General features: G+C 66.6%; 12 protein-coding genes. 9 read left to right on the forward strand and 3 right to left on the reverse strand.

Translation table 11 applies throughout. The features are described 5' to 3' along the window. The first annotated feature begins 38 nt into the window (after nucleotides 1-38). The 3 genes from AC3WLY_RS22030 to AC3WLY_RS22040 all read left to right on the forward strand — a co-directional run bounded on the left by AC3WLY_RS22030 (nucleotide 39) and on the right by AC3WLY_RS22040 (nucleotide 4565). Nucleotides 39-2474, forward strand: a complete 2436-nt coding sequence (locus tag AC3WLY_RS22030; RefSeq protein ID WP_492309924.1) for a 3-hydroxyacyl-CoA dehydrogenase/enoyl-CoA hydratase family protein — start codon at nucleotides 39-41, stop codon at nucleotides 2472-2474. 31 nt (nucleotides 2475-2505) lie between these two features. Beyond that, nucleotides 2506-3705 carry an acetyl-CoA C-acyltransferase gene (locus AC3WLY_RS22035; RefSeq protein ID WP_034178997.1) on the forward strand — a complete coding sequence of 400 codons (1200 nt, stop codon included), beginning with the start codon at nucleotides 2506-2508 and terminating at the stop codon, nucleotides 3703-3705. A gap of 92 nt (nucleotides 3706-3797) precedes the next feature. Then, nucleotides 3798-4565 (forward strand): enoyl-CoA hydratase, encoded by a 768-nt coding sequence (locus AC3WLY_RS22040; RefSeq protein WP_175962033.1) that lies wholly within the window; start codon nucleotides 3798-3800, stop codon nucleotides 4563-4565. Here the strand turns inward: AC3WLY_RS22040 and AC3WLY_RS22045 are convergent. Next, complete coding sequence (locus AC3WLY_RS22045) at nucleotides 4549-4842, reverse strand: hypothetical protein (RefSeq protein WP_492309923.1); 294 nt, start codon at nucleotides 4840-4842, stop codon at nucleotides 4549-4551. The two genes, AC3WLY_RS22040 and AC3WLY_RS22045, sit on opposite strands and share 17 nt — an antisense overlap. A 280-nt stretch (nucleotides 4843-5122) precedes the next feature. Here AC3WLY_RS22045 and cyoA point away from each other — a divergent pair, with 280 nt between their 5' ends. From cyoA to AC3WLY_RS22070, 5 genes are all read left to right on the forward strand, one after another. Then, nucleotides 5123-6013, forward strand: a complete 891-nt coding sequence (gene cyoA, locus AC3WLY_RS22050; protein WP_492309922.1) for a ubiquinol oxidase subunit II — start codon at nucleotides 5123-5125, stop codon at nucleotides 6011-6013. Between the two features lie 3 nt (nucleotides 6014-6016). After that, nucleotides 6017-8029: a cytochrome o ubiquinol oxidase subunit I gene (gene cyoB / locus AC3WLY_RS22055; RefSeq protein ID WP_492309921.1), complete on the forward strand. Its 2013-nt coding sequence runs from the start codon at nucleotides 6017-6019 to the stop codon at nucleotides 8027-8029. After that, nucleotides 8029-8640 (forward strand): cytochrome o ubiquinol oxidase subunit III, encoded by a 612-nt coding sequence (cyoC, locus tag AC3WLY_RS22060; RefSeq protein WP_175962029.1) that lies wholly within the window; start codon nucleotides 8029-8031, stop codon nucleotides 8638-8640. The genes cyoB and cyoC overlap by 1 nt, the downstream gene beginning before the upstream one ends. Next, nucleotides 8641-8973 carry a cytochrome o ubiquinol oxidase subunit IV gene (gene cyoD / locus AC3WLY_RS22065; RefSeq protein WP_310142883.1) on the forward strand — a complete coding sequence of 111 codons (333 nt, stop codon included), beginning with the start codon at nucleotides 8641-8643 and terminating at the stop codon, nucleotides 8971-8973. A 95-nt stretch (nucleotides 8974-9068) separates the two neighbouring features. Further along, nucleotides 9069-10244: a fatty acid desaturase gene (locus AC3WLY_RS22070; protein ID WP_492309920.1), complete on the forward strand. Its 1176-nt coding sequence runs from the start codon at nucleotides 9069-9071 to the stop codon at nucleotides 10242-10244. On the opposite strand, the gene fdhD is transcribed toward AC3WLY_RS22070, so the two are convergent. After that, nucleotides 10229-11089 carry a formate dehydrogenase accessory sulfurtransferase FdhD gene (gene fdhD / locus AC3WLY_RS22075; RefSeq protein ID WP_492309919.1) on the reverse strand — a complete coding sequence of 287 codons (861 nt, stop codon included), beginning with the start codon at nucleotides 11087-11089 and terminating at the stop codon, nucleotides 10229-10231. The genes AC3WLY_RS22070 and fdhD overlap by 16 nt on opposite strands. Before the next feature lie 126 nt (nucleotides 11090-11215). Between fdhD and AC3WLY_RS22080 the strand changes: the two genes are divergently transcribed. Continuing rightward, on the forward strand, nucleotides 11216-11698 hold the full coding sequence (locus AC3WLY_RS22080) for a nitrate reductase associated protein (RefSeq protein WP_175962026.1): 483 nt from the start codon (nucleotides 11216-11218) through the stop codon (nucleotides 11696-11698). A 37-nt stretch (nucleotides 11699-11735) separates the two neighbouring features. Here AC3WLY_RS22080 and AC3WLY_RS22085 read toward each other — a convergent pair whose 3' ends face one another. After that, nucleotides 11736-12131 (reverse strand): acyl-CoA thioesterase, encoded by a 396-nt coding sequence (locus AC3WLY_RS22085; RefSeq protein ID WP_027789162.1) that lies wholly within the window; start codon nucleotides 12129-12131, stop codon nucleotides 11736-11738. Between the last annotated feature and the right edge of the window lie 66 nt (nucleotides 12132-12197).

Below are 12197 nucleotides of genomic sequence, written 5' to 3' on the forward strand. Positions count from 1 at the left end.
CACATCCCGCGCTGCACGACACTATCCGGAGACATCCCGTGAGCAATTTCCTGATTCGCAAGGTCGCCGTGCTGGGCGCCGGCGTGATGGGCGCGCAGATCGCCGCGCACCTCATCAACGCGCGCGTGCCGGTGCTGCTGTTCGACCTGCCGGCCAAGGACGGCCCGAAAAACGCGATCGCGCTGAAGGCGATCGAGAACCTGAAGAAGCTGTCGCCCGCGCCGTTCGGCGTGAAGGACGACGCGAAGTACCTCGAGGCAGCGAACTACGAAGACGACATCGCGAAGCTGGCCGAATGCGACGTCGTGATCGAGGCGATCGCCGAGCGGATGGACTGGAAGCACGACCTGTACAAGAAGGTCGCGCCGCACCTCGCGCCGAACGCGATCTTCGCGACCAACACGTCGGGCCTGTCGATCACGAAGCTGTCCGAAGGTTTCTCGGACGAGCTGAAGGCGCGCTTCTGCGGCGTGCACTTCTTCAACCCGCCGCGCTACATGCACCTCGTCGAGCTGATCCCGACCGCGCATACGCGCCCGGAGATCCTCGACCAGCTCGAGACGTTCCTGACGAGCATCGTCGGCAAGGGCGTCGTGCGCGCGAAGGACACGCCGAACTTCATCGCGAACCGCGTCGGCATCTTCTCGATCCTCGCGGTGATCACCGAGGCCGCGAAGTTCGGCCTGCGCTTCGACGAAGTCGACGATCTGACCGGCAGCCGCCTCGGCCGCGCGAAGTCGGCAACGTTCCGCACCGCGGACGTGGTCGGCCTCGACACGATGGCGCACGTGATCAAGACGATGCAGGACAACCTCGCCGACGATCCGTTCTTTCCGGTCTACCAGACGCCAGCCGTGCTCGCCGAACTGGTGAAGCAGGGCGCGCTCGGCCAGAAGACGGGCGCCGGTTTCTACAAGAAGGAAGGCAAGGCGATCAAGGTGCTCGACGCGAAGACGGGCACCTACGTCGATTCGGGCGCGAAGGCCGACGAAACCGTCGGCCGCATCCTGAAGCGTCCGCCGGCCGAGCGCCTGAAGCTGCTGCGCGAGACGGACCATCCGCACGCGCAGTTCCTGTGGTCGATCTTCCGCGACGTGTTCCACTACATCGGCGTGCATCTCGAGTCGATCGCCGACAACGCGCGCGACGTCGACCTCGCGATCCGCTGGGGCTTCGGCTGGAACGAAGGTCCGTTCGAAGGCTGGCAGGCCGCCGGCTGGAAGCAGGTCGCCGAGTGGGTGCAGGAAGACATCGCGGCCGGCAAGGCGCTCGCGAACGTGCCGCTGCCGACGTGGGTGCTCGAAGGCCCGGTTGCCGAGCAGGGCGGCGTGCACACGGCCGAAGGCTCATGGGCACCGGCGGCGCAGCGCTTCGTGCCGCGTTCGGACCTCGCCGTCTACAACAAGCAGGTGTTCCGCGCGCCGCTGCTCGGCGAAACCGGTGCCGATCCGAAGACCTACGGCAAGACGCTGTTCGAGACCGACGCGGTGCGCGCCTGGGTCGACGACCGGGCGGGCGAGGACGACGTCGTGATCGTGTCGTTCAAGTCGAAGATGAACACGATCGGACCGAGCGTGATCGACGGCCTCGTGCAGGCGATCGAACTCGCGGAGAAGGACTACAAGGGCGTGGTGATCTGGCAGCCGACGTCGCTGAAGCTCGGCACGCCGGGCGGCCCGTTCTCGGCCGGCGCGAACCTCGAAGAGGCGATGCCCGCGTTCATGATGGGCGGCGCGAAGGGCATCGAGCCGTTCGTGAAGAAGTTCCAGGAAGGCATGCTGCGCGTGAAGTACGCGAACGTGCCGGTCGTTGCAGCCGTGTCGGGCATCGCGCTCGGCGGCGGGTGCGAGCTGATGCTGCACAGCGCGAAGCGCGTCGTGCACGTCGAGAGCTACATCGGCCTCGTCGAAGTGGGCGTCGGCCTGGTGCCGGCGGGCGGCGGCCTGAAGGAAGCCGCGCTGCGCGCGGCGGATGCCGCAACGGCTGCGAATGCGACCACCGACATCCTGAAGTTCGTCACGAAGTCGTTCGAGAACGCGGCGATGGCGAAGGTGTCGGCGTCCGCGCACGATGCGCGTGCGATGGGCTACCTGAAGCCGTCCGACACGATCATCTTCAACGTGTTCGAACTGCTCGACACCGCGAAGAAGGAAGCGCGCGCGCTGGCCGCAAGCGGCTACCGCGCACCGCTGCGGGCGAAGGACGTGCCGGTCGCGGGCCGCTCGGCGATCGCGACGATCAAGGCGTCGCTCGTCAACATGCGTGACGGCCGCTTCATCAGCGAGCACGACTACCTGATCGCGAGCCGCATCGCCGAAGCGGTGTGCGGCGGCGACGTCGAAGCCGGCAGCCTCGTCGACGAGCAGTGGCTGCTCGCGCTCGAGCGCCGTGCGTTCGTCGAGCTGCTCGGCACGCAGAAGACGCAGGAACGGATCATGGGCATGTTGCAGACCGGCAAGCCGGTGCGTAACTGAGCGAGCGGACAGAGCGGACAAGGAGTCTGAAATGAGCAAACAATTGCAAGACGCATACATCGTCGCCGCCAGCCGCACGCCGATCGGCAAGGCCCCGCGCGGTGTATTCAAGAACACGCGCCCGGACGAGCTGCTGGTCCACGCGATCAGGTCGGCGGTCGCGCAGGTGCCCGGCTTCGACACGAAGCTGATCGAGGACGCGATCATCGGCTGCGCGATTCCGGAAGCCGAGCAGGGCCTGAACGTCGCGCGGATGGGCGCGCTGCTCGCGGGCCTGCCGCAGACGGTCGGCGGCGTGACGGTCAACCGCTTCTGCGCGTCGGGCATCACGGCACTCGCGATGGCGGCCGACCGCATCCGTGTCGGCGAGTCGGACGCGCTGCTCGCGGGCGGCTGCGAATCGATGAGCATGGTGCCGATGATGGGCAACAAGCCGTCGATGTCGCCGCACATCTTCGATCGCAACGAAGACTTCGGCATCGCATACGGGATGGGCCTGACGGCCGAGCGTGTCGCCGACCAGTGGAAGGTGAGCCGCGAGGACCAGGACGCGTTCTCGGTCGAGTCGCACCGGAAGGCGCTCGCCGCGCAGCAGGCCGGCGAGTTCAACGACGAGATCGCCGCGTACACGCTCACCGAGCGTTTCCCGAACCTCGCGACCGGCGAAGTCGACGTGAAGACGCGCGAGATCGCGCTCGACGAAGGCCCGCGCGCGGACACGTCGCTCGAAGGCCTCGCGAAGCTGCGCACGGTGTTCGCGAACAAGGGCTCGGTGACGGCCGGCAACAGCTCGCAGACGTCGGACGGCGCGGGCGCGCTGCTCGTCGTGTCGGAGAAGGTGCTCAAGGAATTCAACCTGACGCCGCTCGCGCGCTTCGTGAGCTTCGCGGTGCGCGGCGTGCCGCCGGAAATCATGGGCATCGGTCCGAAGGAAGCGATTCCGGCCGCGCTGAAGGCCGCGGGCCTGAAGCAGGACGATCTCGACTGGATCGAGCTGAACGAGGCGTTCGCCGCGCAATCGCTGGCGGTGATCCGCGATCTCGGCCTCGACCCGTCGAAGGTCAACCCGCTGGGCGGCGCGATCGCACTCGGCCACCCGCTCGGCGCGACCGGCGCGATCCGCGCGGCGACCGTCGTGCACGGCCTGCGCCGCCGCAACCTGAAGTACGGGATGGTCACGATGTGCGTCGGCACCGGCATGGGCGCCGCGGGCATCATCGAACGCCTGTAAGCGGGACGCGACGAAAAGCGACGACGGTGCGGGGGCCACGAGCTCGCGCACCGTTTTTTCATTCCGATAGAGGAAAGTCAAAGGAGACGGTTGTGGCCGAAATTCAAGTGGAACGCGCCGACGGCGTGATGACGATCACGATCGCGCGCCCGGCGAAGAAGAACGCGCTGACGGCGGCGATGTACCAGACGATGGCCGACGCACTCGCCGAAGCACAGGAAGACAAGGCGGTCCGCGTGATCCTGCTGCGCGGCGGCGACGGCAATTTCAGCTCGGGGAACGATCTCGAGGATTTCCTGAAGGCGCCGCCGAAGGACGAGAACGCGCCGGTGTTCCAGTTTCTCGCGCGGATCAGCGGTGCACCGAAGCCGATCGTGGCCGCGGTGCCGGGCATCGCGGTCGGCGTCGGCGTGACGATGCTGCTGCACTGCGATCTCGTCTATGCGGCCGACACCGCGACGTTCTCGCTGCCGTTCGCGCAGCTCGGGCTGTGCCCGGAAGCCGCATCGAGCGTGCTGCTGCCGCGCCTGGCCGGCCATCAGGTCGCCGCCGAGAAGCTGCTGCTCGGCGAGGCGTTCGATGCGCTGGAGGCGCACCGGATCGGGATCGTCAATCGCGTGCTGCCGGCCGCCGAACTCGACGCGTTCGCGGCGAAGCAGGCGGCGAAGCTCGCGGCGCTGCCGGCGTCGTCGCTGCGCGTGACGAAGGCGCTGCTGAAGGATACGGGCGGCGTGGCGACCGCCGCGCGGATGGCCGAAGAGGCAGGCCATTTCTCCGCGATGCTGCGTGCGCCCGAAGCGCGCGAGGCGATGGCCGCGTTCTTCGAGAAGCGCAAGCCGGATTTCAGTCAGTTCGACTGACACCCGGCACCCGTGCTTTGCCGCCCCGGATTTCTTCGCCGTCCGAGGCGGCCACGCTGGCCCCCGCGAGCCGCCGACCGCGCGGCTTCCGTTCGGTCTTCACGGCCGATGCGTCAATCGACGCGTCGGCTCGAACCTGCGCCGCTGCGCGTTCGCGCGGCGTTCCGCGTTCCCCTGCGCCGTTCTGCAGCCGCGCTGCACTCGCAACGCGCGTCGGTGTCGACGATGGCGTGATGCCGCGGCCGACATCTCTCATGGCGCGGTGCGGCGCCGTCATGTTTCCCGTTCCGCCATTGCCGCCCGCTATCCGCGGTGCTTGAGCGGCGACCCCCTATCCGTTGCGTCATAGGCCATCGCCGGCAATCGTGCGCGGGTGCCGGCGTCCCGACTCGCCCCGCTCGGCGGTTCCGGCTCACCTCGGCAAAGCTTGTCCGCCGTCAAGTTGCACTGCGGCAATTTTCCGTACAGTTCGCGCACAGGTCGCCGCGGCCGGATGCGTCGCGCGATGGCGGCGTACGGCCAGCAGTTCTTCTCAACGACAATCAGGCGAACGAACAATGATCGGACGAATCACCGGCGGAGCGCGTGCGGCGCCCGTCATCGGGCTGCTGGCGGCACTCGCCGGATGCAGCGACCTTCACGTGCTCGATCCGAAGGGTGCGGTGGGCGTCGCCGAGAAATCGCTGATTGCGACGGCGACGTGGGCGATGCTGGTCGTCGTCGTGCCGGTGATCCTGCTGACGCTTTACTTCGCGTGGCGCTACCGCGCGTCGAACCGCAACGCAACCTACGCGCCGAACTGGTCGCACTCGACCGCGATCGAAGTCGTGATCTGGACGGTGCCGACGCTGATCATCCTGTTCCTCGGCATCCTCACGTGGCGGACGACGCACGAGCTCGACCCGTACAAGCCGCTCGAATCGTTGGTCAAGCCGATCGATGTCGAGGTCGTCGCGCTCGACTGGAAGTGGCTGTTCATCTATCCGGAACTCGGCATCGCGTCGGTGAACCAGCTCGCGATTCCGGTGGGCACGCCGGTGAATTTCCGCATCACGTCGGACTCGGTGATGAACTCGTTCTTCATCCCGCAGCTCGGCAGCCAGGTCTATGCGATGGCCGGCATGCAGACGCGCCTGCACCTGATCGCCGACGAGGCGGGCAGCTACGCGGGCGTGTCCGCCAACTACAGCGGCCGCGGCTTCTCCGACATGAAGTTCCGCACGCTGGCCGAGCCGCGCGAGCAGTTCGACGCGTGGGTGCGGAAGGTGAAGGCGTCGTCCGACCGGCTCGACATGACCGCATACGGCGCGGTCGCGCAGCCGAGCGAGAAGGCGCCCGTGCGCTACTTCTCGTCGGTGGATCCGAAGCTCTTTCACAACATCATCGCGAAATACAACAACGGCCACGTCCTCGACCCGAAGGACGCCGCCTGCACGACGAAGGGGTAACGCATGTTCGGCAAACTCACACTATCGGCGATCCCGTTCGATCAGCCCATCATCATGGGGGCGAGCGCCTTCATGGGGCTCGTCGTGCTGGGCATCGTCGCCGCGCTGACGGTCACCGGCCGATGGAAATGGCTGTGGAGCGAATGGCTGACGTCCGTCGATCACAAGAAGATCGGCGTGATGTACCTGGTCGTCGCGGTGCTGATGCTGCTGCGCGGCTTCGCGGACGCCGTGATGATGCGCGTACAGCTCGCGCTCGCGTACAACGGCCCCGGCTACCTGCCGCCGCATCATTACGACCAGGTTTTCACCGCGCACGGCGTGATCATGATCTTCTTCATGGCGATGGCGCTGCTGGTGGCGTTCTTCAACCTGATCGTGCCGCTGCAGATCGGCGCGCGCGACGTCGCGTTCCCGTTCCTGAACTCGCTGAGCTTCTGGATGACGGCGATGGCCGCGATCCTGATGAACATCTCGCTCGTGATCGGCGAATTCGCGCAGACGGGCTGGCTCGCGTATCCGCCGCTGTCGGAGCTGCAGTTCAGCCCGGGCGTCGGCGTCGACTACTACCTGTGGGCGCTGCAGATTTCGGGCGTCGGCACGCTGATCACGGCGATCAATTTTTTCGTGACGATCATCAAGATGCGCGCGCCGGGCATGACGCTGATGAAGATGCCGGTGTTCACGTGGACCGCGCTGTGCTCGAACGTGCTGATCATGGCCACGTTCCCGATCCTGACGGTCGCGCTCGCGCTGCTGGGCCTCGACCGCTACCTCGACATGCACTTCTTCACGAACGATGCCGGCGGCAACGCGATGCTGTACCTGAACCTGATCTGGGCATGGGGGCATCCGGAGGTGTACATCCTCGTGCTGCCCGCGTTCGGCATCTATTCGGAAGTCATCGCCACGTTCGCGAAGAAGCCGTTGTTCGGCTACAGGACGATGGTCTATGCATCGTGCGTGATCATGGTGCTCGCGTTCCTCGTGTGGCTGCACCACTTCTTCACGATGGGCTCGGGTGCGAACGTGAACGCGTTTTTCGGCATCATGACGATGGTCATCGCGATTCCGACCGGTGTGAAGATCTTCAACTGGCTGTTTACGATGTACCGCGGACGCATCGAATTCACGGCGCCCGTGCTGTGGACGATCGGCTTCATGGTCACGTTCACGCTCGGCGGCATGACCGGCGTGATGATGGCGATTCCCGGCGCGGACTTCGTGCTGCACAACAGCCTGTTCCTGATCGCGCACTTCCACAACGCGATCATCGGTGGCGTCGTGTTCGGCTACTTCGCGGGCGTGCATTACTGGTTCCCGAAGGTGTTTGGTTTCCGGCTCGACGAGAAGTTCGGCAAGCGCGCGTTCTGGTGCTGGTTCCTCGGCTTCTACGCGTCGTTCGTGCCGCTGTACGTGCTCGGCTTCATGGGCATGACGCGGCGGCTCAACCACTACGACAACCCGGCCTGGCATCCGTGGCTGGTCGCCGCCGCGCTCGGCGTCGCGCTGATCGCGCTCGGCGTGCTGTGTCAGGTCGCATCGGTGTGGGTCGGCTGGCGCAATCGCAACCAGCCGCAGTATCGCGATGCGACGGGCGATCCGTGGAACGGCCGCACGCTCGAATGGGCGACGAGTTCGCCGCCCGCCGTCTACAACTTCGCGGTGATTCCGACCGTTCATGAACTCGACGAGCTCGCGTATCGCAAGGCGAAGGGCCTCGGGCTCGGCCTCGGCAAGAACGTCAGGTACCAGGACATCCACATGCCGTCGAACACGAGTGCGGGTTTCTTCGTCGGCCTCTTCAGCCTGATGCTCGGCTTCGCACTCGTCTGGCACATCTGGTGGCTCGCGATCGCCGCGCTCGTCGGCATCGTCGCGACGGTGGTGCTGTACAGCGCACGGGACAACGACGGCTATTACATTCCGGCGGATACCGTCCGCACGATCGAGGAACAACGCGCGGGCGTGCGGATCGGCACGCCGGCGCCGCAAGCCGAACTGGAGGCGAACTGATGTCGTATCAATCTCTCGCGGGCGCCGGCCATCAACCGGCGGCGCACCACCATCCGCCGTCGCATTCCGTGTTCGGCTTCTGGCTGTACCTGATGACCGACTGCGTGATCTTCGCGTCGCTGTTTGCGACGTTCGCGGTGCTCGGCCACCAGTTTGCGGGCGGGCCGACCGCGAAGGACCTGTTCGATATCCCGGGCGTCGCACTCGAGACCGCCGCGCTGCTGCTGTCCAGCATCACGTACGGCTTCGCGATGCTCGGCGCGCAGCGCCGCCGACGCGGCACCGTGTTCGTCTGGCTTGCGGTGACGTTCGTGCTCGGCGCCGCGTTTCTCGCGATGGAACTGCGCGAGTTCTCGCACCTGATCGCGCAAGGCGCGGGCCCGCAGCGCAGCGCGTTCCTGTCGGCGTTCTTCGCGCTGGTCGGCACGCACGGATTGCACGTGGCGGTGGGCCTGTTGTGGATGGTCGTGCTAGTGGTGCAGATCGCCCGTGGCCCCGGCATGACGGAACGCGACTTCCGGCGCCTCACCTGCCTGAGCCTCTTCTGGCACTTCCTCGACATCGTCTGGATCTGCGTGTTCTCCTTCGTCTATCTCGCGAGCGTGATCTAAATGGCTCATTCGGAACTCATCCACCACGATGAAGCGCACGGCACGGCCGGCGGCTACATCGTCGGTTTCGTGCTGTCGGTGCTGCTGACGGCCGCGTCGTTCGGCCTCGTGACGGGCGGCGTGCTGGCGCCGAGGGCGGCGCTCATCGCGCTCGCGGTGCTCGCGTTCGTGCAGATTCTCGTGCACCTCGCGTGCTTCCTGCACATGAACACGTCGTCCAGCCAGCGCTGGAACGTGATGGCGTTCAGCTACACGGTGCTCACCGCGCTGATCCTGATCTTCGGCACGCTGTGGGTGATGCACAACGTCAGCATGAACATGATGTCGCGTTGACCGGCCCGGGCCGTGGTTTGGCCCGCCCTTCCGCGCCGTGCCCGCCGCACGGCTTTTTTCCTTTCGGGCGCGCGGTTCGCGCGCCTTTGCGCATCATGATCAACAATGATTCCCAGACACCGGTTCGTGCCGACGAGCCGATCCCGCATCGCAAGGTCATCCGCGCGTGGCTCGTGCCGTTCGCCACGCGCGAGATCGTGCGCCCGATCGCGCTGCTCGTGCTCGACTACCTGCTGCTGTTCGCGGCGTTCGCCGGCGCGCTGCTGATTCCGTCGATCATCGGCAAGATCGTCTGCGGGATGGCCGCCGGCTTCATCACCGGGCGGCTCTTCATCATCGGGCACGACGCGTGTCACCAGAGCCTGACGCCCGATCGCCGGCTGAACCGCTGGCTCGGCCGCATCGCATTCCTGCCGTCGCTGACGCCATACAGCCTGTGGGAAGTCGGGCACAACGTCGTGCACCACGGTTATACGAACCTGAAGGGCTTCGACTTCGTGTGGGCGCCCCATACCCCGGCGGAATACGCCGCGCTGTCGCCGGCGCGCCGCTTGCTGGATCGCGTCTACCGAAGCGGCTGGGCGCCGGGGCTTTACTATCTCGTCGAGATCTGGTGGTTGCGGATGTATTTCCCGACCAGGACCTATATCGGTACGTCGCGGCCCGTGTTCCGGCGCGACTGCCTGCTGGTGACGGGCTTCGCGGCCGTGTGGATCGCCGCCGTCGTCTGGGTGGCGATCGCGACAGGGCAGCCCATCGCGCTGCTGCTCGCAACCGCCGTGCTCGTGCCGTTCCTGTTCTGGTGCTCGATGATCGGCTTCGTCGTGTATGTCCACCACACCGATCCGCGCATCGCGTGGCATGCGAACCGCGCGGAATGGTCGAATGCCGCGCCGTTCGTGTCGACCACGCTGCACCTGACGTTCCCGTTCGGTATCGGCGGCCTGCTGCACCACATCATGGAGCACACGGCGCATCACGTCGACATGAGCGTGCCGCTGTACCGGCTCAAGCCCGCGCAGGCGAAACTGGAGGACATGCTGCCCGGGCGGATCGTCGTGCAGCGCTTCAGCTGGCGCTGGTATTTCGCCACGGCGCGCCGCTGCAAGCTCTATGACACCGACCGCAAGCTCTGGACGGACTACCTCGGAAACCGGACGAGCGACGCGGCATGCGAGGCGCTCCCGCCGGCCGCCGCGGACGAACTGCCGGGCGCGGTTCCCGAACCGGCGGGCAAGGTGCCCGCCGCGAGCGCTCACGCGGTGCCGTAATCCACGTGGCCGGTTTCGCGGCAGAAGCTGACGAGCCGCAAACCGGCCGCCTTTGCGATCTCGATCGCGAGCGACGACGGCGCGGAGATGGTTGCGACCATCGGGATGCCGACCCGTGCGGCCTTGCGCACGAGCTCGTAGCTCGCGCGGCTCGACAGGAACACGAAGCCGTCGGTCGCGTCGGCGCGCGACAGCACGAGCGAGCCGATCAGCTTGTCCAGCGCGTTGTGGCGGCCGACGTCCTCGAACGCGATCCGGATCGCGCCTGTTGCGTCGCACCATGCGGCCGCATGCAGGCCGCCCGTGAGCTGCGTGAGCGCCTGGTGGGCCGGCAGCGCATGCGCCGCGCGCGCCAGCGCGTCGGGCGCGAGGCGCGCGAGAAAGCCCGTGTCCGGCACGCGTTCGGGCGCGAGGTCGAGCAGGTCGATGCTTTCGATTCCGCAGACGCCGCAGCCGGTGCGCCCCGCGAGCGCGCGGCGCCGGTCCTTCAGCGCGGCGAACGCCTGCTGGACGACTTCCAGATGGACTTCCGCGTGCGGCAACGGCGCGTCGGCGTGCAGGATCACCTCGATGTCCTTGATGTCGCTGCCGCGCGCGACGATCCCTTCCGAGATTGCGAAGCCGACCGCGAACGCTTCGAGGTCGCACGGCGTGCACATCATCACCGCGTGCGAGATGCCGTTGAAGACGAGTGCGACGGGCCATTCCTGGCCCACGTAGTCGTGCGCGGTTTCGACGGCGCCGCCGCGCGTGCGGCGCACGGACAGTTCGATCGCGCCGCGCGGTTCGGCGCGCAGTTCGTCGCGCAGTTCGTCGCGCAGTTCGTCGGATTCGGTCGGATTCACGAGCACTCCCGTTGATTCGACGCACGGCCGGCGGACTATCAATCGTGTCCGCCGCCCGCGCGCAGAGGTTCTAAAATACCCCAGGCAGGCCGGCCGCGCCGGCAACCGTCACGTCAGGTAACGACCATGGGACTCAGCGACGCTCCGTTGCTATTCAACTTCGAACACGATTCGTCGGAAAATTTCACGTACATCCCGATGATCGTGCGTTTCAACCTCGACCGCTTCGGTTTGCGGATTTCGCTCGAGCAATGGCAGTTGCTGCCGCTCGAGGACCGCAAGCTGCTCGCGCGCTTTCCGGCCGACGACGACACCGCGATCGAGCCCAACTTCGATCATGCGCTGTTCGAGATGCTGCGCACGCACGCCGATCTCGAACCGTCGTGGTTCCAGCCGGACGAGCAGCCGGCCTGGCGCGCCACCGACACGGTGCCGGAGTCGCTCGTGCAGCAGAGCGCGCTGGCCGGGTTGTCGGCGCCGGCGCTCGCGCAGTGGCAGCGGCTCGCGCCGTTCCAGCGCTATGTGCTGGTGAAGCTGTCGCGCAAACCGAAGCTGAATCACGATTTCCTGCCCGCGATGCGGGAGTTCGGGCTGACGGCCACGCACTGACTCGCTGCGTGCCGCACCGCAGCGCGGCGCTCGCCCGTCAGAGCGGCGGCAGTTGCCGCGGCTTGCGGTCCGGGCCGGTCGCGACGTACGTGAGCGTCGCTTCGGTGACCTTCACGATTTCGCCCATCAGGCGCATGCGCTGTGCATACACCTCGACGTCGACCGTGATCGACGTGTTGCCGGTGCGCATGATGGTCGCGTAGAAGCTCAGAAGATCGCCGACGAACACCGGCTGCTTGAACACGAACGAATTGACCGCGACCGTCGCGACGCGGCCATTTGCACGCTGGCTCGCGGGGATCGAACCTGCAATGTCGACCTGCGACATGATCCAGCCGCCGAACACGTCGCCGTGGACGTTCGCGTCGTGCGGTTGCGGGACGACGCGCAGCGCGGGCTGCTTTTGCGGAAGTTCGAGGGTCGAATCGGTCATGGCGGGGGCTTTCATCCTGTAATAAATTCGCCGCCGCGCGCAGGCTGGCCGGCAAGGCCGCCGGCA

This window comes from Burkholderia sp. FW306-1C-G01B, assembly GCF_058781685.1.

Coding starts and splice junctions, on each gene's coding strand:
- cyoA (WP_492309922.1), top strand. CDS start 5,123: ATGATCGGACGAATCACCGGCGGAGCGCGTGCGGCGCCCGTCATCGGG.
- AC3WLY_RS22085 (WP_027789162.1), bottom strand. CDS start 12,131: ATGACCGATTCGACCCTCGAACTTCCGCAAAAGCAGCCCGCGCTGCGC.
- cyoC (WP_175962029.1), top strand. CDS start 8,029: ATGTCGTATCAATCTCTCGCGGGCGCCGGCCATCAACCGGCGGCGCAC.
- AC3WLY_RS22035 (WP_034178997.1), top strand. CDS start 2,506: ATGAGCAAACAATTGCAAGACGCATACATCGTCGCCGCCAGCCGCACG.
- AC3WLY_RS22080 (WP_175962026.1), top strand. CDS start 11,216: ATGGGACTCAGCGACGCTCCGTTGCTATTCAACTTCGAACACGATTCG.
- cyoB (WP_492309921.1), top strand. CDS start 6,017: ATGTTCGGCAAACTCACACTATCGGCGATCCCGTTCGATCAGCCCATC.
- cyoD (WP_310142883.1), top strand. CDS start 8,641: ATGGCTCATTCGGAACTCATCCACCACGATGAAGCGCACGGCACGGCC.
- AC3WLY_RS22070 (WP_492309920.1), top strand. CDS start 9,069: ATGATCAACAATGATTCCCAGACACCGGTTCGTGCCGACGAGCCGATC.
- AC3WLY_RS22045 (WP_492309923.1), bottom strand. CDS start 4,842: ATGACGGCGCCGCACCGCGCCATGAGAGATGTCGGCCGCGGCATCACG.